The following is a 22,378-nucleotide window of genomic DNA, read 5'->3' as shown; positions in this document are numbered from 1 at the left end:
TGTTTAATAATATATAAATACTGTGTAATAGACCACAACAAAAATTTTGCTCTTAACCCTGTTATTTCCCTAATTTATAAGTGTAAATTATGAATATTTGGAAAATAGTTTAAATATTTCTATTTTAGAAAAATTAATATAACTTCATATTTATATTTTCTTAATATTTTATTGAGAATAATTTCTATTTATCAACGATCTTGCAATAGTTTCAGCGATTTGGTAAAATTTCATAATTTAGGCGTAGTATATCAATTTTCTAAAATTGTAGGAAGTACAATCTGGAAATCCTTTATTTATAGGTATTTGAGAAATAGGGAAAGTGAGGACGGGGAAAATATTCAGGAGTGATAGAGAATTTTTTGGACAAATTTAGAAATACCTTGATGTAGTTTTGTAAAGCAACGTCAAGGGTGGGTTGACAAAATAGACAGTTTATGATGACGGAATCAGCAAAGATATTAAAATCATGCTAACGATAAAAATTTTAAATAAGATAAATAAAAACATCAAAGTCATTCTTATTTTTAGACAGGGAATAGATTCCCTGACTGACTCTGGAGTGCTGATAGCTGACAGCTACTTTACCAACCGCACAAAATTCTTCTTACCCACCTGTAACACCTTATCATATAAATCATCAGGTGTAGAAAAACTTAAATCCGCATCAGCAATCTTATCACTATTTATCCTCACTCCACCCTCCTGAATTTTCCGTTTACCTTCGGCTGTACTTTTACATAAACCGGTAGCACCTAAAATAAACGCTAATTTCGCCGGAAATTGAGGAACAGCAGCCAGAGAAAATTCTGGTAATGCTCCCTCCTTCCCACCACTTTTTGCCGCCTCCTTCGCCTCATTAGCCGCTTGTTCACCGTGATACTGACGGACAATTTCCCAGGCTAAAAATTCTTGGGCGTGGCGCGGGTTTTCTGGCAGACCATCCAAAGATAAATCTGTGAGCAGTTCAAAATACTGTGACAGTAAATTATCTGGTATACCTTGAAGTTTTTGATACTTTTGGGAAGGATGTTCACCCAACCCCACATAATTACCCAAAGACTTAGACATTTTTTGGACACCATCAGTCCCAATTAAAATTGGTAATAACAGTCCAAATTGAGGTTTTAGACCAAAATGACGTTGTAGATCTCGTCCCACAGCGATGTTAAATTTTTGATCAGTCCCTCCCAATTCCACATCAGCTTCCACAGCCACAGAATCATAACCTTGCATCAGTGGATACAGGAACTCATGGAGAAAAATAGGACTCTCTTGTTTATAACGTTCCGCAAAACCTTCCTTAGCCAACATTTGTCCGACCGTCATTGTGGAAAGTAACTCCAAAGTTTTCCCCAAATCTAGACGGGAAAGCCATTCTGAGTTATAACGGACTTCTAACCTACCGGGAGTATCAAAATCTAAAATAGGACGGACTTGGTCAAGATAAGTTTGGGCATTTTGTGCCACATCAGCTTCCGTAAGTTGACGACGCACCTCAGATTTACCAGTAGGATCACCAATTCGGGCAGTAAAATCACCAATAATCAGTACCGCTGTATGACCAGCATCTTGAAAAGCCCGTAATTTCCGTACAGGTATACTATGACCCAAATGAATATCTGCCCCAGTCGGGTCAATACCCAGTTTAATCCTTAACGGACAGTCAGAATTGAGTAACCGCTTTTCCAAACTTTCCGGATCATTATCACCATTATGGGGAAAAATTTCTGCCACACCACGATGCAACCAAGAGAAACTTTGCGTCATACTAAGAAATTCGCTATTAACTATACTTTCCACTCTAAAAGTTAAGTCTGTTATGTTCACAAACCAATTATCTGTCCTTTCTCCGGCCAGATTACTATAATTACAAAAAATTAACTGCCTTTTTCCATTTAATGAATTACATTTAAATTTACAAGTGAGGAAGTGAGATCGCCGTGTCGTCTAGGACTTTTGCAAACAAACAACCACAAGAGAAGGATTCATCTGGATTTGAGTTTTTTAAGGGAGTAGGTCAGATAACTGGCGGTACTTTGCTATCCATAACACTCCTAACAAGCTCTATTGTTGCGGGAACACTGGTAGGTTTAGCCATTAGTTTCCGTAATTTACCAGATGTTAGACAAATAAAAAACTTTTTCCCCTCGGAAACAACTTACATATACGATATAAAAGGCAAACTTTTAACCAGTATTCACGGAGAAGCTAACCGAGAAGTAGTACCCCTCAATAAAGTTTCCCCCAACCTCAAACGCGCCGTCCTAGCCAGTGAAGATGGTCACTTCTACGATCATCACGGGATTAATCCCACTGGTGTTGGCCGTGCCGTCATAGTCAACATGGTAGCAGGTGGCGTAAAAGAAGGTGGTTCTACCATCACCATGCAGTTAGTAAAAAACTTATTTTTGTCTCAAAAACGGGCATTTACGCGGAAGTTAGCCGAGGCTGTCCTAGCAATTCGGTTAGAGCAAATCCTCAGCAAAGAGGAAATTCTAGAAATGTACCTCAATCAAGTTTATTGGGGTCATAATAACTACGGTGTGCAAACAGCAGCCCGCAGTTATTTTAATAAATCAGCAGAATATTTAACTTTGGGTGAATCAGCTATGATGGCGGGTTTAATCCAAGCACCAGAAGAGTTTAGCCCTTTTGCAAGCATGAAATTGGCCAAACAGAAACAAAAAGAAGTTCTGGGGCGAATGATCGAATTGAATTGGATTACCCAAAAAGAATATGATGATGCCCTGAAACAACCAATTAAACTGGGTAAAATCAGGTCTTTTCAAGGTAGTGCCTCACCTTATATTACCAATACTGTAGCCCAAGAGTTGGCGAAAAAATTTGGACGTGATTCTCTGCTCAAAGGGGGAATGCGCGTCCAAACTACGGTTGATGCTAAATTCCAAGCAATGGCCGAAGAAACCGTTAGAGATTGGCATGAAAAGCTTCAGTCTCAAGGGTTGAATAAGAATCAAATGGCCTTAGTGTCAATTGATCCCCGCACCCATTTTGTGAAAGCCCTTGTCGGTGGTGTAGATTACAAAGCCAGTGAATTTAACCGAGCTACACAAGCTCAACGACAACCAGGCTCTTCATTTAAACCATTTGTTTACTATACCGCCTTTGCTACTGGCAAATATGCACCAGATAGCACAGTGATAGATGCTCCAGTCAGCTACCAAGATGGTAATAATAGGTACTTCCCAAGAAACTATGATGGTGGCTTTGCCGGAGCGATGTCAATTCGCAAAGCCCTCGCTCAATCTCGAAACATCCCAGTGATTAAACTTGGTAAATCGGTGGGGATGAATAAGGTGATTGAAACCTGCCGGACATTAGGAATTATGAGTCCCATGGAACCTGTTACCTCTTTACCTTTGGGTGCTATTGGTGTCACTCCCCTAGAAATGGCCAGTGCCTATGCTACCTTTGCTAATTATGGCTGGCAGTCACCATCTACTGTAATTGTGAGAATTACAGATAGTGCTGGTAACGTGATTCTCGATAATACACCCAAACCTAAACAAGTTCTTGACCCTTGGGCATCAGCAGCGACTATTGATATCATGACTTCAGTAATGACAGAAGGTACGGGAAAAGGTGCTGCTATAAATCGCCCCAGTGCGGGTAAAACAGGAACTACATCCTCAGAAAAGGATATTTGGTTTGTAGGTACTGTACCCCAACTAACTACTGCTGTCTGGGTAGGACGGGACGACAGCAAACAGTTAGCTAGTGGAGCAACTGGTGGTGGTACTGTAGCCCCCATTTGGCGAGATTTTATGACAAAAGCACTTAAGGGCGTACCCGTAGAAAAGTTTAAGCCTCCTTCTCAGTTTCCCCGTCCCAAATCAAACTAATTGGTCAGTTGTCAGTTGTCAGTAGGGGCGAAGCATTTGGAAGATAAATTATCGGTCATTGCCAAAAATAGTTCTCCAAATACTTCGCCCGTACAGTTGTCCGTTGTCCGTTGTCCGTTGTCAGTGGGAGAAAGAATTTTCCCACTGCCTCCCCTGTTCCCAGTTATTTTGTTTGTTCCAATTCCGCTTTCATCCTTTCTAATGTCACGTTCATTGGTTGAGTCGAGGGAGGATATTATTCCTCGCCCCTCTCAGTTAGATCCGGGCGTGCGACTTTCACCGCACCCGGCTCCCGATGTTCTTAGCTTCCGCTTTTGCTGATATGTATATAATCGTGGCAGATGAAAGTGAATGGCTAGAAGGTTTTTAGGTTTCCAATTGTTATGGTTTCCATCAACAATGATGCAAATGTACCTTCTCATCCCCAATCATTTTCAATCCACAATGACCACATTTATGGTTTTGCCGTTTAAGGGCTTTAGAGGTATCGCTGTTATAGAGCTTGCTGTTGCGCTCGCTCCAGTAACTTAAATCTCCATCGTAGGGTGATTTCTCACCTTTGACATTGATGTGTTTGTTTTCGGAGTAAGGAACTGCTGGGAATGCTTTCTTGATTAGCTCGTGGCAGGTATGGCGATTCTGCTTAGTTTCCTTGTTGAATACCCTGAATGCTCTGTGATTGATGTGCCATAAGGAAAACTTCGACCCATCCATCTTGCAGAAGCGGTGGTAATTCCTCCAACCTCTAACTACTGGGGCTAATTTCTCAGCCTTTGTGGTAGCACCATAATTCGAGTTGTTGATGATGTGTTTTACTTTCTTGCGAAAAGCTTTGTAGTTATCCACTGAGGGGGTACATCTAAACTTTCCGTTTTTCTGGATTTTAAAGTTCCAGCCGAGGAAATCAAACCCATCTGTCGCGGCGGTTAGCTTTGTCTTTTGCTCACTGACTTTCATTCCCCGCTCTGCTAAAAACTGACTGATTTTATCAAGTATAACGGTAGCATCGTCTTGGGGACGGAGTATTATTACCATGTCATCTGCGTAGCGGACTGATGGCTCAATAATATATTCCTTGGAGGTTTTGTCTGTGATTCTACAGTTGGATGTCCTGTGATATCTGTGAATACTTTCAATCCCATTTAAGGCGATGTTAGCTAATAGTGGGCTTACCATACCACCTTGAGGTGTTCCTTGTTCGGGAAACTCTGGATTAACTCCGGCTTTGAGACATCGGAAAATTCCTTGTCTTATGCTCTTGGGAGCAATGAGTCTGTCCATAATGGCGGTGTGGTTTATCCTATCAAAGCATTTTTCGATGTCGAGTTCTATAACTCGTTTATCTATTCCGTTGACGCGAGAATTTAGGTTATTGAACAGGAATTTCTGGGCATCGTGTGCCGAGCGTCTCGTTCTAAACCCGTAGCTCCTGTCATGGAAAGTTGCTTCGTGTGCTGGATCTAATGCGTATTTAACAAGGCATTGATACGCCCTATCTGCAATAGTGGGGACTTTGAGAATTCGGGTTTTGCCATCCTTTTTGGGGATAGGTATTTCACGTAATCCCTGGTGTTTCCAGTCGTTACATTCGCTTGAGAGTTTTTCGCTCAGTTGAAACCTTTGCTCAAAAGAGAGCGCGGTTTTACCGTCAATTCCCGCTGTCTTTTGCCCAGCATTTAGCTGTGTTACTTGACGAATAGCCAGTAATCTTGCGGAGGTTGATTTCAGAATCAGCTTTTGTAAGGACTTCGCTTTGCGCTTGTCTCCAACAAGAACAGCTTTATACACGCGTTTTTGTAGGCGGAATAAGTTACGGCGGAATTTCTTCCAAGGCAACGTCTTCCAGGATTCACTAGAGTTGCCTCTGTGTCTAATCATGCTCTGCGACCATTTGTGTATTCTGAACACCTCAGACCAATTACGGCCTGTCCTACCCGGATTGAGGGATTTCCGCTGCTCGTCCAGCCTACTTAGGGTTCGACCGCCCTTAGACCCTCAATCCGTTTTTATTCGTTCCCTCGGTTGATTGATAGTTCCGTTAGGTGTAGCCAATTCAACCACTGGATTCCCTAGACTCTTACCGCTATCTGACCAATATGCGGCGGGAATTATGCTCCAGTGAAGTCAGGATTTTGCTGTTGTGTCCTGCTCAATGTTCGGTTGCTTTTCTAGGCTGGTGTTTCACCGTAGGAACTCCCCATTAGCACCAGTGTCACCCCACAACGGATGTCTGATTATGCCCTGTTCCCAGCTTCGACCTCCCGATACCGAGTCGGGTCATCGTGGGCAGATAGGGAGTCATACCTGAGTCTGGTAGATGGGACTTTCACCCATATCAGACCGAGAGTTCAACCTTTTTCCATGATTGGATTGGATTGGGTTGGTTAGCTTATGTACGGACTGATTACCGTGATTCAGCTAACAACGAATCGCACTGATCAAACATTTGCTGTGGAGTTACGCCAAACTGACCTAGTTGAGTTTTTAGTTGCTGTATGGTCATTTGCGCCATGAAATCCTCTGATAGCTCGAAACGCTTCATAAAGACGCGATATCTGTCCATCATGGATTCCATTTGCTCAATAAACAGCTTTTTGCCCTCGCGGTCAAATTTGCCGTAGCTGTTGCCAAGCTGAATCAGTGCTTGATAATCTTCAAACAATTGCTTGGCTTCGTGCTGGACTATTTCCGAGTCGAAGAATCCCATTTTGCTTTTCTTTAACTGAGTGCTATGACTTCAGTAGCTTCAAATTTTGTCTCTGTTCCCATTTTAGTGTAGAAGATTCATCTAGGGAAACTACTTCGGTTCAAGTAGGAGTTTTTACCGAAATTTCACTACTTGACTTCAAGTGGATAGAGTTAGGGGGGATGTTAATGAAGTTTGGTTGATAAAAACTTACCTAAGAAAGAAGCAATACTCAAGGCTTTGGACATTGATTGAGGCTTAACTGTTTCATTGACTTGAATTGGCAAAAGGGCAGCGTATTTTAAGGCTAGTGGTTGTTGAGGATTAATTTTTAATGCTTGACCGATGTAGACTTTACTCATGCCTATAAATTTCTGGTGAAAATGGACTACTCCCAGTAGTGCGTAGTAATCACTGTTATTTAGGTCTAATTTAATAGCATCTCGCAGTTCTTTTACTGCTAAGTTCCAGTTTTCCTGATTATAATATTCTACGGCTCTCTCATAGTAAACTTGAGCATAGCTTATTGGCTCTGGTTTGAGAATTGTTGTTGAAGATGAGGTGTCTGGAGGTCTCTGGTTTTCTTCCTGGGGGATGATAGATTTAGATTGATTAGCCAGTGGACTGTTTGGTTTTTGGTGTGATAGATAGACTATATTTAACGTACTTAATTGCTGTGTTATGTGACATGACTGAGGTAATGAATGATATTGCTCATACCCATAGGATGTAACTACGTCTTCATAAAATAATTCTGCTTCTTCAGCAGACATTGTTGATATTGCCTGAATGGTAGAAACTTTGATAGCACGGACTTTCTGTGGATCTAAAACTTCTGCTTCTGAGCGTAGTAAATTTATTACATTTAAGCGTTTTTTCGTCTGATTGAGTTGTTCATAAGCTGGATTAATCAATTGTGTAAATACTGCTTGAGCTAATTCCTGATCTGGTTGGTTATGCTTGATATAGTTATCAGGATGTAGCAACTTTGCTAGAATATAATACCGTTTACTGATTTGACGTTCATCAGCATTCACTGACACCCCTAGCACAGCGTAGGGATCAAAAAGCAGGTTTAACCATTCTGTTGATAGGGAATTGAGTGGCATCATATCATTATTTACAAATTAATCTTGACTATTACTGAATTTTATCTTAAAGTTCCATTCGGTATTTTGAGCATGACTGTCAAGCAAGCAATAATTCTATATTATTACAAAAAGAGGGAAGAGGGAAGAGGGAAGAGGGAACAGATAAGAAACTAAAGTTTCACTAGTTCAGAACTTGAGTCAAAAAAAAGATGTTTTTAAAATATGCGTAGCCCGAAAAAAACAGTTTCATTATTTCAATCTCATGTTTTTAAACATGAGTTTTCTCTGTTCTCTGTTGCCCGTTCCCTGTTCCCTCTGAAGAATTAATCAGTTCATGAATCAAGTAGAATGGCTATAGATAAAATGATCTTAACTAAACGAAAAAGCCGGACTATTGCTGCTATTTTAGCCTTTTCTGGCACATTAACGATTTCGGGTTTACATAAATTCTACGTGGGACAGCCACTTTGGGGAATACTGTATGTTCTATTGTCTTGGACACCGATTCCCAAGGTAGCTTGTGCTATTGAAGGGGTTTGGTATTTAACTCAAGATGAAGAAACTTTTGATCGGTATTTTAATTTGGGTGAATCAGTAATGAAGGTATCAACCCAAGTTGGGAATCAAGTAGAATCAGTTGCTAATGCTTTGCGTGAGTTAGAAGCACTCCGTCAAGATGGATTAATTTCTGAATACGAGTTTGAGCAAAAACGTCGGCAAATGTTAGATCAAATTTAGGTAATTGGTAATTGGTAATTAGTAATTGGTAATTGGTAATTGGTAATTGGTAATTGGTAATTGGTAAAAGGATCAGGTTAAGAATGAATAAGTGGCTACCTTTAAATCTGAAATTGCAAAAGCTTCGCGCCAAGCTGCTGAATGATCCTTATTATCGTTTACAGTCGGGGGAAGAGGTACAAATGGCCGCTGAATTGGGTTTGGGTATTGATGCTAATCAAGCAACTGTGGATGATTGGCTGCGTTTACCTGGGTTGTCAATTCACCAAGGGCGATCGCTTGTGGAACTTTCTCGCGCTGGTGTGATATTCTATTGTATCGAAGATGTGGCTGCGGCTTTGGGTTTGCCAGTACAACGATTAGAACCGCTCAAGTCTTTGCTGAATTTTAATTATTATGATCAAAATTCCCTCGATAAACCCCAGCAAGTTAACCCTAATACTGCTTCGGTAGAAAGTCTTGCCAAAATCCCTTTTATAGATTTATCCCTAGCACAGACAGTTGTGGAAAACCGTCTGGCTGCTGGTTCTTACCGGAGTTTAGCAGATTTTCAACAACGTTTAGAATTATCTGGGGATGCGATCGCTCAGTTGATGTATTATTTGCGGTTTTAGTCAGTGGTCAGTAGGGGCGAAGCATTTGGAAGATAAATTATCGGTCATTACTAAAAATAGTTCTCCAAATGCTTCGCCCGTACAGTTGTCAGTGGTCAGTAGGGGCGAAGCATTTGGAAGATAAATTATCGGTCATTACTAAAAATAGTTCTCCAAATGCTTCGCCCGTACAGTTGTCATTTGTCAGTAGGGGCGAAGCATTTGGAAGATAAATTATCGGTCATTACTAAAAATAGTTCTCCAAATGCTTCGCCCGTACAGTTGTCATTTGTCAGTAGGGGCGAAGCATTTGGAAGATAAATTATCGGTCATTGCCAAAAATAGTTCTCCAAATGCTTCGCCCGTACAGTTGTCATTTGTCAGTTGTCAGTGGACTAGATTAAGCCGATACGGTCAAGAGGCCAGAAGCGAAATGTAGCACGACCGATGACGTTTTGACGGGGGACAAAACCCCAATAGCGAGAGTCATTACTATCATTGCGGTTGTCTCCCATGACGAAAAATGCGCCTTCCGGGACTTTGATTTCTGGAAATGGGCTATTTGGTGGTTCAGCAATGTAGTCTTCTGTTAAGGCTGTACCGTTGAGGTAAACTTTGCTTTGAGCGATGCTAATTACTGCTCCTGGTTCACCAATTACCCGTTTGATAAAGGCTTGGTTTTGAGAATATCCGCGTCTTTGTAATTCTGGTGGTGAGTTAAAAACGACGATATCGCCGATTTTAGGAGGATGAATCCGGTATGATACTTTTTCTATGACCAAGCGATCGCCTGTGTGTAAAGTAGGGTACATTGATTCTGATGGAATCAGGCGTGGTTCAGCGATAAATGTCCGAATTAGCAGAGCTAAACACAGGGCAATAGTTATTAAAACTAAATTTTCCTGCCAACCACTCCAGATTTTTGTTTGTGAAGAAGCATCTTTTATATCACTTTCGTGAGGAGTCATAGTTAACAGTGTAAGGGGGATAGAAGGGCAGGGGGAGTTGGGGAAGTTGGGGGAGTTGGGGGAGTTGGGGGAGTTGGGGGAGTTGGGGGGGGAAAGAATTTTCCCAATGACAACGGACAACGGACAACTGTACGGGCGAAGCATTTGGAGAACTATTTTTGGCAATGACCGATAATTTATCTTCCAAATGCTTCGCCCCTACTGACAACGGACAACGGACAACGGACAACTGACTAATGACCATTATCTGATTTAGCGGTAATGACTTCTGCGGGACGGAGGACTTTTTCACCTAAATGAAATCCGCGACGGACAATTTTAGTGATTGTTTGGTCTGGGATATCCGTTCTTTCTTCCCGATCAATGACGCGACATAAGTTAAAATCTGGTTCTGTGCCTTCTTGTAATTCTATAGGTAAAAGTTGGCGCTTTCCTAAAACACCGAGAAACTTGCGATTAACTGCACCTATGGATCTGGGTAAGCGTTCGATAAATTCTGGACTAGGATTGGGATTGTTTTCTAGATAGTCTAATAAAGCTTCTAAGGCATCAGCAACTTCTAAAAGTTCCAAGAATAAATCTTCTGTTTGGGCTGTAGTTCGGGTTTGCTGTTCTCTCAAAGACTGCTGTAATACTACATTATCTTTTTGCAGAATGCCGAGTTTTTGGACGAGTAATTCTCGTAATTCTAAGCTAATTAGATAGTTTGGGGATAAGTCAGGCACGGGAAATCTCTTTAGATAGCACAGTTAGAATTTTGTTAGCCCAAGTGTTAATTTGGGAATGAGGATGATTACTCAAAAGCGTTTCCGCAGTAATTACCGCTGCCCGCAGTTGTTTTTTTTGGGCAAAATTTTCAGCTTTCTGACTAGCTTGTTTGAAGTTGTCAACTATCATCATGGGTTTTTCCTTTTACAGCTACTAGGAATTTTCAACTCCTGATCTATATCTAATTTATTTTCCCGTTTTTGTAATTCGGCGTTAGCGGCAACGATTAATTGCCAATCAGTAGGTTTACTACAAAACTTGCCAGCAATACTACTAAGAGTATCTCCTGATTTTACGGTATAAGTGGCTAGTGGTGACGCTGGTTTAGGAATGACAGGGGTAATTACCTGGGGACTGAGATTAGGAGTAGTAGTAACTGTAGGTTTAGGAACTGTTGCGGTATATATAGCTGTTTGCAGGGCAAAAAAACTACCTCCTACACCGATAGTAATACCAATCATCAGCATTAAGATAGCGATGCCTGTTGTCCAGGATTTTGGCTGCTGGGGTAATTCTGCCAATGAGCGAATTAGAGAAACATCAGTATCACAATTAGGACAAATGTTGCCCTCAATTCCTTGATACCCGCAAACAGGACAATCAACTTTAGTTTTGGTGTTCATCGCTTAAGTCCCGTGATAATACTATGACTGGGTAATTCTTGATTTAACCAATGTTGCACATCTGGTTTTAACTTACCTTTGGGGGTTAAAGTCCCCTGCTTCTACAAGCAGCGGGTTTTGCGTCGGGGTAAAATCCCCGTTGCAAAACGTAATTCTAAATTCTAAATTCTAAATTCTGCATTCTTTTAATTCCCGCTATAAATGATCTACCTCATTACTATCACTACTGATGGCTGCATTTAACATCCGAGAGAGTTTGTCAGACATGGCATTAGCTTCAGTAGGGGCAACGGCTTTGGCTTGTTGGATAGCGAGAATACAACCTTGTACTAACTGGACTTCATCAGGTAAATTGCGAATTTCTCTTCTGGTTTTTTGACTGTGATCCTCCATGGAGGAGATATTATTAGTATTAATAGCAAATTGTAATTCTTGACTCAAGTTTTGTAGTCGTTCTGGCTGAAGTTCAGGAATCATATTCTAATTCTTGATAAATTTTCTCATCTACCTGCCCCCTTGAAAAATTACAACTCACTTTGACAAAGGGATTATTTTTTAACCGACATTCCGCACTCATAATCTAGTATGACCCTTTTCAAGAATTATTCTTAATAAGGTTCAAAATCTTACGTATTAAAGCTTAAAGTATTTGATAAAATATGTATTTTTAAAGACAATAAAAAATAAAATTAAGGAAATATTCGCATATTACAAAATGAAGTGCGGAATATGGGATTTAATTATTAATGAGAACTTAACTAACTCTTGAGTAACCAAACCCGATAAAAATGGTCGGGTATGTTTGACGTGGATTTTGCCTTGTGCTAGTATCATTCCAAAGTTGACGGATACCCAGGGAACGCAAAATTATGACTCAGGCGATTACAAACCTCAACCAAGCGAACACTTCTATTCTCAAGGCTTTGAAGTGTAAAGAATGTGGAGCAGAATACGAACTTAAAGCCACTCATGTATGTGAATTGTGTTTTGGACCGTTGGAAGTCAAATATGATTACAATGTGCTGCGGAGTTTAGTTAGTCGAGAAACTATTGAAGCTGGTCCCAATTCTATCTGGCGCTATCGTCACTTTTTGCCAGTTGCTACAGATGATTATATAGATGTGGGAACAGGAATGACTCCCTTGGTGCGTTCCCACCGTCTTGCCCGTCGCCTGGGTCTAAATAAACTTTATATTAAAAATGATGCCGTCAATATGCCCACCCTGAGCTTTAAGGATCGGGTGGTGTCAGTTGCCCTCAGTAGAGCAAGAGAATTGGGTTTTACGACTGTTTCTTGTGCTAGTACAGGTAATTTAGCAAATTCTACCGCAGCGATCGCCGCCTACGCTGGTTTAGATTGCTGTGTATTTATCCCTTCTGACTTAGAAGCTGGTAAAGTCATCGGTAGCTTGATTTATAGTCCTACCCTGATGTCAGTCAAAGGCAACTATGATCAAGTTAATCGTCTTTGCTCAGAAGTTGCCAATACCCACGGTTGGGGTTTTGTGAATATTAACCTGCGTCCTTACTACTCTGAAGGTTCTAAGACATTAGCCTTTGAAGTTGCAGAACAACTAGGTTGGCAATTACCAGATCATATAGTTGCCCCTTTGGCTTCTGGTTCTCTGTTTACCAAAATTTATAAAGGTTTCCAAGAATTTGTCGAAGTTGGTTTGGTAGAAGGTAAAGATGTTCGCTTTAGTGGCGCTCAAGCGGAAGGTTGTTCCCCCATTGCGAAAGCTTTTAAAGAAGGTAGAGACTTTATTCAACCAGTTAAACCTAACACAATTGCTAAATCCATTGCGATTGGCAATCCCGCAGACGGCGTATATGCTGTAGAAATAGCAAACAAAACCAACGGTAATATTGAATCAGTTAATGATGCCGAAATTATCGAAGGTATCAAACTATTGGCAGAAACCGAAGGTATCTTTACCGAAACCGCAGGTGGTACAACCGTTGCTGTTCTTAAAAAATTAGTAGAAGCTGGCAAAATTGATCCAGATGAAACTACAGTGGTTTATATCACTGGCAATGGTTTGAAAACCCAGGAAGCAATTCAAGGCTACATTGGTGAACCTTTAACAATTGATGCCAAACTAGACAGTTTTGAACGGGCTTTAGAAAGATCCCGCACACTTGACCGCTTAGAATGGCAAGAAGTTACAGTTTAATCCTGTCACTAACAATTAATTGTAGGGGTTTAGCACTGCTAAACCCCTACCAACCAAATCACTCACTAACAATTAACGTTTAAACAATGGCTGTCAAAGTTTTAGTTCCCACAGTTCTACAAAAGTTTACAGAAGATCAAGCTGTCTTAGAATGTAGTGGTAGTAATATTTCTGAATTGTTTGATTACTTAGAAACAAGCTATCCTGCTATTAAGGGGCGTTTGCGGAAGCCAAACGGAGAGCCTTTACGGTTCTTAAATTTCTATGTCAACAGCGAAGATATTCGATTTTTACAAAATACAGAAACACCACTTGAGGATAAAGATGAAGTGAGTATTGTTCCCGCTGTTGCAGGTGGTTGAAATATCGCTGGAGGGTATGGGATTTTAAAAGTCCCAAATTACCCATTACCCATTACCCATTTTATCCAACATACTTCTTGAAAAGTTACTATTTAAACGATTTTATCCGAATGATAGTCCAAGCTGCACAGAATCATGAAACTTATTAATTCATCCGTCTTTATCTGCGCTAATCTGCGTTAATCTGCGGTTAATTACTCTTGAAATCTTATTTTATATCTAAATAGCTGTAGCTATGCTCTGGTATGTCAAAATAAAAATAACTGACTACCCCAAAATGAGCAATGGCAGAAGAAACTAATCAAAATCAAGCGGGAGATGTAGCTTCTAATCCTGCTGCAACCGCCCCAGAAAAGCCCCCAGCAGAGACTAAAGCTGCCAAAAAGGAAAAACCCCCAGCATTGGAAGATAAGCCTTTTGAAGAGTTTATGCAGCAGCATTACCTCCCAGCGTTGCAAGAGGCAATTACTAAAGAAGGTGTGCCAGATGTAAAGCTGACTTTTGCCAAGCAGAAATATTCTATTATTGGTTTTAATTCAGCGGAAGAATGTTGGCAAGTTATTGGTTCTTGGCAAGGGGGACAACGCCAGTTTAACGTATATTTTCCTGAAGAAAATATTCAAGGTAAAAAGGGATTTTCCTGTAATGAAGGTAAAAAACCCAGTACCTTGGAGTCATTTCTAATTGATGAGCGCAAAACTACCCTAGAATTGTTGGTATCTCGGCTAGTATATCGCTTAAATGGACAAAAGTGGCTAGGTAGAAATTAGAACTTTACAATTCATCGAAATAATAAGTAACGACTCCAGAAATGGGGTCGTTACCTATTCTGAGATGATCTGATTGCAGCATTTCTCTGAGTATAGTTTCCACTTCCACAATACCAGATCCGGTAGCCCTAACACCTTGAATTACAGTTAAACTACCACCATTAGCCTCTGCGGCTTCTATCAGTTTAACAATCAGTGGTTTATCAGTTGGTTTCTGGACTTGGGAAATAAATATCCGTTCATTCATGGGTATACCCAGAGGTGATAAACCTGCTTTTAACCGCAAATTCTGCTCATATTCGTCAACCATATTCGGTATGATTAATAAATCATAGATTTGCCCCATGTAAAATAAACCGCAGGTAAATAGCCATAATAAACCAGTAGCGGTTTTGCCATTATATAACCGATGTAAACCGTTTATTCCCAAAAAACCAGCCCCACATAAAAGGTAAGAGACAAGAATCCGGTCTTTATTTTCGTTATTTTTTATGCTCATTTTATTTTATGTCCATTTAGGATTTACTGGTTTAAGAGTCCACACTTCAATTAAATACCCCTTGTCAGCCTTCGATTCCCCAATTAACGATTGTATTTTTAATTCTAACCATGATTTACCTTTCTCCCGAACTTCAAGCTAGACTTTCCACTCCTTTAAAAATTGGCTCATTTGAGGTTAAAAGCCGGGTTTTACAGTCTCCTTTGTCCGGGGTGACAGATATGGTGTTTCGGCGTTTAGTGCGTCGTTATGCACCAGAATCTATGGTGTATACAGAAATGGTAAATGCTACGGGTTTGCATTACGTTAAGCAGTTACCAATCATTATGGAAGTAGATCCTAATGAACGTCCAATTAGTATTCAATTATTTGATTGTCGTCCGGATTTTCTCGCGGAAGCAGCCATAAAAGCAGTGGCTGAAGGTGCGGATACGATTGATATTAATATGGGATGTCCTGTTAATAAAATTACTAAAAATGGTGGTGGTTCTTCTTTATTACGTCAACCAGAAATTGCGGAAGCAATTGTCCGAGAAGTTGTCAAAGCTGTAGATGTTCCCGTGACGGTGAAAACCCGCATTGGTTGGAATGATCATGAAATTACTATTCTTGATTTTGCGAAAAGAATGGAAGACGCGGGAGCAAAAATGATTACTGTGCATGGACGGACTCGCGCTCAAGGTTACAATGGTAATGCGCGGTGGGAATGGATCAAAAAAGTCAAGGAAATTTTATCAATTCCTGTAATTGGTAATGGGGATATTTTCTCTGTGGAAGCTGCGGTAAAATGTTTAGAACAAACTGGTGCAGATGGGGTAATGTGTTCTCGTGGAACTTTAGGTTATCCGTTTTTAGTTGGTGAGGTTGATCATTTCTTAAAAACTGGAGAATTATTAACACCACCTAACCCAATTCAACGCTTAGAATGTGCCAGAGAACATCTTTTTGCTTTGTGGGAATACAAGGGAGATAGGGGAGTCCGTCAAGCTCGTAAACACATGACTTGGTATGCAAAAGGCTTTATGGGTGCGGCTGATTTACGGGGTAAGTTAAGTTTAATGGAAACTGTCCAACAAGGTTTAGATTTAATTGATGGTGCGATAGAAAGATTAGCAAATGGTTATGAAGTTGAAGAAGAAGTACCAGCTATTATTGCACTTTAGCATTGATTTCTAGATTAGGTTAAGCGATAGGTTAACACAAGCTAAGGGACTTCCAAATAAAAAAATACTCAACCACCTAACGCAAAAATCTCTCAAACCCTTATTCCTCTGTGTCCTCTGCGCCTCTGTGGTTCGTTAATCAGGATAATTTATTTCTTGGAAGTCCCTAAGTAGGTTGGCGTTGAAAATTGTCGTTATGGCAAAGCAAAAGGCAAGAGGCAAGAGTGAAGAGGGTTTAGGCGATTTTACATTTCTTTACACAGTTTGGTTTTATTGTGTTCACCTACTTAAGTGCGATCGCTAATTCTTTAAACTCCCACTTTTTATAACAAACCCCGATAACGAATAAAAATCAAAATCACAGCCCAAGAACCTAATGCCACTTTAACAGCAACTAAGATATTTAATATTGGCAAAATTCCGCCACTAAAAAGCATTCCTAACTCACCGTGTGGTAACTCAAATCCCGACAAAGTTATCACTGATAAAACAATAAAGACTAACACCGAAATCTTTTCCCACATAGCCGCGTGCCACTGTTGGTAAATATCCTGCATCCATTGGTATGATGAGGTAATTGCTATGAGTCCGATTGCTGTTCCTCCAGCCACCCCAGCCGCAAAACCACCTCCCGGACTCAAATGCCCCCTAATTGCTAATTCAATGCCCACTAATGCCGCAATTGTCGCCCCTAGACGAGCTAATATTATTGATGGTTGATCTTTAAATTGATAGATGCTGCAAGATGGTTTTTCATTAGCTAATAAAAAATTAGCTCCGAGAATGGCTATAGTAAAAACAATAACTTCAAAGATTGTATCATATAGCCGATTTCTGAAAATAATCCCTGATACTGCATTGGGAACACCACTTTCTTTAACCACTGTTTCCACAATGGAAATATCTGGTAAATTTAGTTCGGAATTAGGCATAATCAGCATTTTCACAAATAAAGCTATTCCGGCTAAAATGTAAACTAATTTCATAAATTTTGCGCTCCTGAATCTAAAATATTGAAATATTGTAAAGTTGTTTTTGGTGATGAAAGTTTACTTTGCATAATCTTATAGATGCGTTCCACTCTAATTACAGTTTGGTATGTTTCCTGTGCTTGCTCACTTTTTTCTAATTGCACACAACTAGCATGAATTTCTTTTTCTATTAATGCCTGTTGTAAGGTTTCTTTAGTAGGATAAGGTACGAGTTCTAGACGTAAATAATGTTCATTAAAAATGCTGCGAAAATCGTTTATCAGTTGTTGAAAATTGCTATCCTGATTTTTTTCTATTGACTGATTTTCCATGACACCAAGACGTAATACTAAGGATGAACGAACTGCGATCGCATAGAGGGTAATTGATAGCATTGTTCCCATTAATGCTTCTGTTAAAGCCACATCTGCTGCACCTAAAACTGCATCTACCATTGCCGCAACTGCACCGAGTACCCCACGAATGATTAAGGCATGATAGGGGTTAGTTTGAGTTACTAACATCCCCGCAGTTAAGGGTAATAAAGCAATGATTAAATAGAGATAAGTATCATTCATGTTTTTCCTCTGCTGTTGAACAATATGCTAATACATAACCCAGCATAGTATTCCAAATTGCTAAGGAGATAATGCCAAGAATAAGTAATGGCCATTCACTGGGTATTTTCAATAATAGTCCGACAATAATCATCATTGAACCTAACGTATCAGCAACAGAAAGTCCATGTAATTTGAATAATACTGATCTGTTGCTGACTAAATGAGAAGTTCCCCAAAACCAGAAAACTATGCCGATACCTATGCAGGTATAACTAAGAATGTTGATCATTTAGTAGTCCTATTTGAATTGTAAAAGTTGCTAGTTGTCAGATCCCCGACTTCTTTTAGTATCTAGTAAATAAATTATTAATTAAGATCAGAAGTCGGGGATCTTATTGTTAGTTTTAATCATACTTCACCTAATCTTCTGAGAATATGTGCTAATAACATTAATGCGGCATTTCCTACCGTCAAAATAATCGCTGCGACTACACCAATCATCCAATCATCTCGTAAAACGGAAATTACGAGAATCATGATGGCTACTTTACTAGAAATGCTGCCAAAAGCTAACATTTTCTGCCAGGTATCATCACTTCTCCAAGCTTCATAAATGGGAATGAGTAGTGCTAAAATCATTGCCGTTAAGACTATTTCTAGTTTCATGATTGTTTTCTCTTGGGTTTAATGTGGTGGACTTCATACCATCCTTCTTCGTGGTATTTCATGACGATGGTTTTGGGTGTAAAGGTAATTAGAAATATATCAAGAAAAATCAATAAAGGTGATCTGTTGAGTTTGACTCTTTCCATGATAATTTCTTCTTGATTATGGGGACGGAAGATAATTTCAAATGCCTCCATAAAAGCAACCGGAATAGCAACAAAGATTTTAATTATTACCTTTAACCAAGATTTTAATTTTTCTGGTGATGACTTACCACGTGGTAAAAGTAAGGCAATAATTACACCGATGATAATATTTGTTAAACTCACATTAGCTGTGAGTAATAACCAAATTGACAGTCTGAATATGAGATGTCCAATCATGGTAAAGCCATCCAAAATAATAGGATTAAAGTTAAACTCATGACACCAACTAAATGCTCAAATTCTTCAAATACACGAGGTAGAGATATGGATAATTTCTTGAAAATGAAATGATATCCTAACCAGCCCGCAGCAATAGTTAAAAGTGCTTTTGTGATATTGGTGATTTCATAAGCTGGAAGATAGACAATATTTGCCACAAATAATCCAGTAATTAAAAAGATTACTGATATCCAAAAACCGGATTTTGTTTTCTGTTCTTCTTCTTCTGCTTTTATATGGGGGAGAAAAATAAATTTAGCAAAAGATATGGCTGTACCAACTGCGGCAATATTCATCACTATAAATTGCCAAGATTCTACATTTTTTATCGTTAATACCTTTGCTGCAAACCCTGACAACAAAGGCAAACCAGAAATTGATAAACTAGCAATAACTAAAGGTATCCAAATTGTTGTATGAATGGGTTTATTTTGCAGTTCTTTAAAATTGCGACTGGGTAAAGAACCCGCAATCAAAAATAAAGACGATTTGACTAATCCATGGGTGAGGGCATAAAATCCACCTACAGCCGGTGCAGCGAGAATCCAGCCTAACTGGGAAATAGTGCTAAATGCTAACAGGCGCTTGGTATCCTTTTCAAAGACAGCATAGGATACACCCATTAAAGCTGTTCCCACACCAAAAATTCTGACTATAATATCAATTTCTTCGGAAACTAATGCACAACGTAATAAAGGCAAAACACTGGCTTTAACGACAATTCCTGACATCAATGCGGAAACTGGGGTTTCTGATTCAGAATGAGTTAAAGGTAGCCATAAACCGGAGACAAAAATTCCAGCTTTGATGAATAATCCCAGAAAAATTAGTGCTAGTGCTTCCGGGGGTGATCCTTTTAACCCGGCAAAATTAAAGGAATGATGTGTTTGATAAACTAATACTGCACCTACTAAATAAAATAACATTGCAGTATTGCTAACAAAGAGATACCGTAAACCTACCCAAATTGAGCGATCGCTACGGGGATAAGCAATCAACAGAAAAGCCGCAATACCGCTGACCTCTAAAGCCACATATAAACTAATGAAATCGGCACAGATAAAGGCAGCATTGAGGCTACCATGCACAATAATCATCTGGGCATAGAAAAAAGCCGTTTTATCACTGCGCCAGCAGTAGAGGGCAACAGCAGCCGTTACCAGGGCATTTGTGAAAATAAAATAACCACTTAACTCGTCGGCTACTAAGGTAATACCGAAACTATCCAGTAAATTCATTGTGATGGGTGATGGTTCGATAAATAGCTGCAACCCATAAGCAGCAGAAGCAATAGTCCCCCACAATGTCAAATGTCGGTTCAGTTTGGGGACTAGAAAAATCATGAACCCTAGAAAAAATGGGGTAGCAATCCAAGCTAGTGTAATGGTATTCATGGTGTATTATTTTTTTCAATCTCGTTGCTTTCCAATGTGGGGTTATCCCGTGCTAATTTCATCACACCAACCAGCATCAAAGCCTGAATGGAAAACCCGATAACTATCGCTGTTAATATCACTGCTTGGGGAACTGGATCGGCATAAGCAATGTTTTTTACATCGGAAATAATGGGAGTAAATAAGCCTTGTCGTGATGCAATTAGTACATAAAAGGCAATCACACCTGTACTCATCACATCCATAGAGACAATTTTCATTACCAGGTTTTTTTTGAGGATGATGCCAAAAAAACCACACAATATTGTTATCAGTACGCACGCTTCTAACACGGGAGTTATTTAATTTCATGATAAAGTGCTGATTTAATATAAGCACGAATTTCTAGTGCTAAGTTAATCTTGACACTAAAATATTCTGATGATTATTATAGGTATATCTAATGATTTATGTTTTCTTTACTTTTAAAATATCTGTTGAGATAAATCTATCCTTTCACAACTTTTAAAGTTTGCAAAGTTTCATCTGCACAACCAGTAATAAAACCACCCATTTTTTGAATTTCTTGCAAATATTCTAAAGCTGATTTTGTAATTAGTTCTCCTGGCATTAATACGGGAATTCCTGGAGGATAAGGACAAATAATTTCTGCACAAATCCGTTCTAGGGTTTTCTCGAAAGGTAAGATCTCACTATCAGCAAAAAATGCCTCACGGGGAGAAATGCACATAGAAGGGGCGATTATAGTATCTTTTTTATATTTACAGATTTTTTCCCGATTTGTCAAGTGGGGAATTTGGGTAAGATTATTTAAGGTTTGTACTAATGTTTCAATATCAGTTTTTGTGTTTCCTAGGCTAATAATAAATGTGAGATTTTGTAAAGATGAAAATTCTGGGGTTACTCCATTGGCATTAATAATATCTTCAGCAGTAAAACCTGTTAAACCTAACTGAGAAACATTAACGGTTAACCGGGTTTTATCTAAATCTATAAAGCCGTTATTTTTTATATGGTTTTGAGCTATTTGTAAAACCGATAAACTAGGAATTTTGTTGATTTTATCAATTGCTTCTTTGGCTAATTCCAAAGTTTCAAACATCAGCTTTTCTCCATGTATTGCCATTTGCTGACGTGCGGCATCTAGAGAAGCTAAAAGGATAAAACTAGGACTGGTAGATTGAACTAATTGCAAAGCTTTATTCACTCTATCAATATCAATTCTTTGACCTTGAATATGTAACATTGATGCTTGTGTCATTGCTCCCAATGTTTTATGAATTGATTGTACTGTTAAATCTGCCCCTGCGGATAAAGCAGATGTTGGTAATTCTGGGTGAAAATGAAAATGTGCGCCATGGGCTTCGTCTACAATTAAGGGAATATTATATTGGTGGGTAAGGTTTACCAATGCTGGCAAATTCCCACAAACACCATAATAATTAGGATAAACTATCAGCACTACTTTTGTATCTGGATGTTTTGCTAATGCTGCTTTTAATGTTTCCGGTGTAATACTGTAAGAAATATCTAAATCTGAGTTGTATGCAGGATTTATAAAAATAGGAATTGCCCCAGAAAGAATTAACCCAGAAATCACAGAAGAGTGGACATTTCGCGGCAGAATAATTTTTTCTCCTGTTCTACAAGTAGCGAGAATTGCAGCTTCAATTCCGCAGGTAGAACCATTAACTAAAAACCATGTTTTCTCTGCACCAAAAGCCTCTGCTGCTAGTTCTTGTGCTGCGAGAATTACGCTTTGGGGTGTGAATAAATTATCTAATTCTGCTAATTCTGTTAAGTCAGCACGAAAGACATCTTTTCCAATTAAATCGGTTAAAAGTGGGGAAATGCCCGCACCGTGTTTATGTCCTGGGGTGTAAAATGGGGCGTGAGGACGGGTTGTACAGGCTTTTAAGGCATCTATCAGGGGGGTTTGGTTTTGGTTGAGCATTTTTGGGGGAAAAGGAAGTGTTTAGGACTTTAGGTAAAATTGATAAAGTATAGAATATAAAGAAATAATATGATATATTGTATTTAAATTCAAATCTTTATGCAGAC

Annotated in this window: 29 protein-coding genes and 1 pseudogene; 11 read left to right on the top strand and 19 right to left on the bottom strand. The window is 39.4% G+C overall.

Annotated features, from left to right (window positions below):
* Positions 1-579 precede the first annotated feature (579 nt).
* The gene (tyrS, locus tag FJR09_RS18390; RefSeq protein WP_174783190.1) at positions 580-1,770 is read right to left on the bottom strand and encodes a tyrosine--tRNA ligase; all 1,191 of its coding nucleotides are present in this window, start codon (positions 1,768-1,770) and stop codon (positions 580-582) included.
* Positions 1,771-1,943: 173 nt separating this feature from the next.
* Here tyrS and FJR09_RS18385 point away from each other — a divergent pair, with 173 nt between their 5' ends.
* Positions 1,944-3,866 carry a transglycosylase domain-containing protein gene (locus FJR09_RS18385; RefSeq protein ID WP_015083233.1) on the top strand — a complete coding sequence of 641 codons (1,923 nt, stop codon included), beginning with the start codon at positions 1,944-1,946 and terminating at the stop codon, positions 3,864-3,866.
* A gap of 15 nt (positions 3,867-3,881) precedes the next feature.
* Complete coding sequence (locus tag FJR09_RS18380) at positions 3,882-4,187, top strand: hypothetical protein (protein ID WP_217361133.1); 306 nt, start codon at positions 3,882-3,884, stop codon at positions 4,185-4,187.
* Here the strand turns inward: FJR09_RS18380 and FJR09_RS18375 are convergent.
* The 3 genes and pseudogenes from FJR09_RS18375 to FJR09_RS18365 all read right to left on the bottom strand — a co-directional run bounded on the left by FJR09_RS18375 (position 4,168) and on the right by FJR09_RS18365 (position 7,664).
* Positions 4,168-5,744: pseudogene (locus FJR09_RS18375) on the bottom strand (group II intron reverse transcriptase/maturase). The gene FJR09_RS18380 and the pseudogene FJR09_RS18375 overlap by 20 nt on opposite strands.
* Positions 5,745-6,270: 526 nt before the next feature.
* Positions 6,271-6,573, bottom strand: a complete 303-nt coding sequence (locus FJR09_RS18370) for a DUF1825 family protein (protein ID WP_015083236.1) — start codon at positions 6,571-6,573, stop codon at positions 6,271-6,273.
* Between the two features lie 164 nt (positions 6,574-6,737).
* Positions 6,738-7,664, bottom strand: a complete 927-nt coding sequence (locus FJR09_RS18365; protein WP_235082127.1) for a DnaJ domain-containing protein — start codon at positions 7,662-7,664, stop codon at positions 6,738-6,740.
* Positions 7,665-8,009: 345 nt separating this feature from the next.
* Here FJR09_RS18365 and FJR09_RS18360 point away from each other — a divergent pair, with 345 nt between their 5' ends.
* The 5 genes from FJR09_RS18360 (at position 8,010) to FJR09_RS25445 (ending at position 9,413) form a co-directional block, all read left to right on the top strand.
* On the top strand, positions 8,010-8,381 hold the full coding sequence (locus FJR09_RS18360) for an NINE protein (RefSeq protein ID WP_041458635.1): 372 nt from the start codon (positions 8,010-8,012) through the stop codon (positions 8,379-8,381).
* A gap of 83 nt (positions 8,382-8,464) precedes the next feature.
* Positions 8,465-8,995 (top strand): ComEA family DNA-binding protein, encoded by a 531-nt coding sequence (locus FJR09_RS18355; RefSeq protein WP_015083239.1) that lies wholly within the window; start codon positions 8,465-8,467, stop codon positions 8,993-8,995.
* Between the two features lie 68 nt (positions 8,996-9,063).
* Positions 9,064-9,207 (top strand): hypothetical protein, encoded by a 144-nt coding sequence (locus FJR09_RS25455; RefSeq protein WP_254433141.1) that lies wholly within the window; start codon positions 9,064-9,066, stop codon positions 9,205-9,207.
* On the top strand, positions 9,152-9,295 hold the full coding sequence (locus FJR09_RS25450) for a hypothetical protein (protein ID WP_254433140.1): 144 nt from the start codon (positions 9,152-9,154) through the stop codon (positions 9,293-9,295). The genes FJR09_RS25455 and FJR09_RS25450 overlap by 56 nt, the downstream gene beginning before the upstream one ends.
* Positions 9,240-9,413, top strand: coding sequence for a hypothetical protein (locus FJR09_RS25445; protein WP_235082128.1), 174 nt, complete (start codon positions 9,240-9,242; stop codon positions 9,411-9,413). The genes FJR09_RS25450 and FJR09_RS25445 overlap by 56 nt, the downstream gene beginning before the upstream one ends.
* Here FJR09_RS25445 and lepB read toward each other — a convergent pair.
* The 6 genes from lepB to FJR09_RS18320 form a co-directional block, all read right to left on the bottom strand.
* Positions 9,370-9,942 carry a signal peptidase I gene (gene lepB, locus FJR09_RS18345; protein WP_015083240.1) on the bottom strand — a complete coding sequence of 191 codons (573 nt, stop codon included), beginning with the start codon at positions 9,940-9,942 and terminating at the stop codon, positions 9,370-9,372. The genes FJR09_RS25445 and lepB overlap by 44 nt on opposite strands.
* Positions 9,923-10,186 carry a hypothetical protein gene (locus FJR09_RS18340; protein ID WP_015083241.1) on the bottom strand — a complete coding sequence of 88 codons (264 nt, stop codon included), beginning with the start codon at positions 10,184-10,186 and terminating at the stop codon, positions 9,923-9,925. Before FJR09_RS18340 ends, lepB begins: the two co-directional genes overlap by 20 nt.
* Positions 10,176-10,667, bottom strand: coding sequence for a nucleotide exchange factor GrpE (locus tag FJR09_RS18335; protein ID WP_015083242.1), 492 nt, complete (start codon positions 10,665-10,667; stop codon positions 10,176-10,178). Before FJR09_RS18335 ends, FJR09_RS18340 begins: the two co-directional genes overlap by 11 nt.
* Positions 10,660-10,842: a hypothetical protein gene (locus FJR09_RS18330; RefSeq protein WP_148279137.1), complete on the bottom strand. Its 183-nt coding sequence runs from the start codon at positions 10,840-10,842 to the stop codon at positions 10,660-10,662. Before FJR09_RS18330 ends, FJR09_RS18335 begins: the two co-directional genes overlap by 8 nt.
* A complete protein-coding gene (locus FJR09_RS18325) occupies positions 10,839-11,333 on the bottom strand; it encodes a LysM peptidoglycan-binding domain-containing protein (protein ID WP_148760119.1) in 495 nt (164 codons plus the stop codon). Before FJR09_RS18325 ends, FJR09_RS18330 begins: the two co-directional genes overlap by 4 nt.
* Positions 11,334-11,528: 195 nt before the next feature.
* Positions 11,529-11,810 (bottom strand): hypothetical protein, encoded by a 282-nt coding sequence (locus FJR09_RS18320; RefSeq protein ID WP_174783335.1) that lies wholly within the window; start codon positions 11,808-11,810, stop codon positions 11,529-11,531.
* A gap of 392 nt (positions 11,811-12,202) precedes the next feature.
* Here FJR09_RS18320 and thrC point away from each other — a divergent pair, with 392 nt between their 5' ends.
* From thrC to FJR09_RS18305, 3 genes are all read left to right on the top strand, one after another.
* Positions 12,203-13,507, top strand: a complete 1,305-nt coding sequence (gene thrC / locus FJR09_RS18315; RefSeq protein ID WP_168654150.1) for a threonine synthase — start codon at positions 12,203-12,205, stop codon at positions 13,505-13,507.
* A gap of 86 nt (positions 13,508-13,593) precedes the next feature.
* Positions 13,594-13,869, top strand: coding sequence for a MoaD/ThiS family protein (locus tag FJR09_RS18310; RefSeq protein ID WP_015083245.1), 276 nt, complete (start codon positions 13,594-13,596; stop codon positions 13,867-13,869).
* Between the two features lie 284 nt (positions 13,870-14,153).
* A complete protein-coding gene (locus tag FJR09_RS18305; protein WP_015083246.1) occupies positions 14,154-14,639 on the top strand; it encodes a DUF2996 domain-containing protein in 486 nt (161 codons plus the stop codon).
* A 4-nt stretch (positions 14,640-14,643) separates the two neighbouring features.
* On the opposite strand, the gene FJR09_RS18300 is transcribed toward FJR09_RS18305, so the two are convergent.
* Entirely contained in the window at positions 14,644-15,138 is a 495-nt protein-coding gene (locus FJR09_RS18300) for a TM2 domain-containing protein (RefSeq protein ID WP_015083247.1), read from the bottom strand.
* 110 nt (positions 15,139-15,248) lie between these two features.
* Here FJR09_RS18300 and dusB point away from each other — a divergent pair, with 110 nt between their 5' ends.
* Positions 15,249-16,301, top strand: coding sequence for a tRNA dihydrouridine synthase DusB (gene dusB, locus FJR09_RS18295; protein WP_015083248.1), 1,053 nt, complete (start codon positions 15,249-15,251; stop codon positions 16,299-16,301).
* Positions 16,302-16,624: 323 nt separating this feature from the next.
* Here the strand turns inward: dusB and FJR09_RS18290 are convergent, their stop codons facing one another.
* From FJR09_RS18290 to FJR09_RS18255, 8 genes are all read right to left on the bottom strand, one after another.
* The gene (locus tag FJR09_RS18290; RefSeq protein WP_015083250.1) at positions 16,625-17,287 is read right to left on the bottom strand and encodes a Na(+)/H(+) antiporter subunit B; all 663 of its coding nucleotides are present in this window, start codon (positions 17,285-17,287) and stop codon (positions 16,625-16,627) included.
* Positions 17,284-17,850: a DUF4040 domain-containing protein gene (locus tag FJR09_RS18285; protein WP_015083251.1), complete on the bottom strand. Its 567-nt coding sequence runs from the start codon at positions 17,848-17,850 to the stop codon at positions 17,284-17,286. Before FJR09_RS18285 ends, FJR09_RS18290 begins: the two co-directional genes overlap by 4 nt.
* Positions 17,843-18,121: a monovalent cation/H(+) antiporter subunit G gene (locus FJR09_RS18280; RefSeq protein WP_015083252.1), complete on the bottom strand. Its 279-nt coding sequence runs from the start codon at positions 18,119-18,121 to the stop codon at positions 17,843-17,845. The genes FJR09_RS18285 and FJR09_RS18280 overlap by 8 nt, the downstream gene beginning before the upstream one ends.
* A gap of 119 nt (positions 18,122-18,240) precedes the next feature.
* Entirely contained in the window at positions 18,241-18,498 is a 258-nt protein-coding gene (locus FJR09_RS18275; RefSeq protein ID WP_015083253.1) for a hypothetical protein, read from the bottom strand.
* Positions 18,495-18,881, bottom strand: coding sequence for a Na+/H+ antiporter subunit E (locus FJR09_RS18270; RefSeq protein WP_015083254.1), 387 nt, complete (start codon positions 18,879-18,881; stop codon positions 18,495-18,497). The genes FJR09_RS18275 and FJR09_RS18270 overlap by 4 nt, the downstream gene beginning before the upstream one ends.
* The gene (locus FJR09_RS18265) at positions 18,878-20,317 is read right to left on the bottom strand and encodes a cation:proton antiporter (protein ID WP_015083255.1); all 1,440 of its coding nucleotides are present in this window, start codon (positions 20,315-20,317) and stop codon (positions 18,878-18,880) included. Before FJR09_RS18265 ends, FJR09_RS18270 begins: the two co-directional genes overlap by 4 nt.
* Positions 20,314-20,649: a cation:proton antiporter subunit C gene (locus FJR09_RS18260; protein ID WP_015083256.1), complete on the bottom strand. Its 336-nt coding sequence runs from the start codon at positions 20,647-20,649 to the stop codon at positions 20,314-20,316. The genes FJR09_RS18265 and FJR09_RS18260 overlap by 4 nt, the downstream gene beginning before the upstream one ends.
* 155 nt (positions 20,650-20,804) lie before the next feature.
* Positions 20,805-22,271 carry an aminotransferase class I/II-fold pyridoxal phosphate-dependent enzyme gene (locus tag FJR09_RS18255; protein WP_015083257.1) on the bottom strand — a complete coding sequence of 489 codons (1,467 nt, stop codon included), beginning with the start codon at positions 22,269-22,271 and terminating at the stop codon, positions 20,805-20,807.
* Positions 22,272-22,378: the final 107 nt, after the last annotated feature.

The organism is Dolichospermum sp. UHCC 0406 (genome assembly GCF_009712025.1).
Classification (GTDB): domain Bacteria; phylum Cyanobacteriota; class Cyanobacteriia; order Cyanobacteriales; family Nostocaceae; genus Dolichospermum; species Dolichospermum lemmermannii.
The sequence above is the reverse complement of the archived record's forward strand: the minus strand, read 5'-3'. Positions and strand labels throughout refer to the sequence as shown.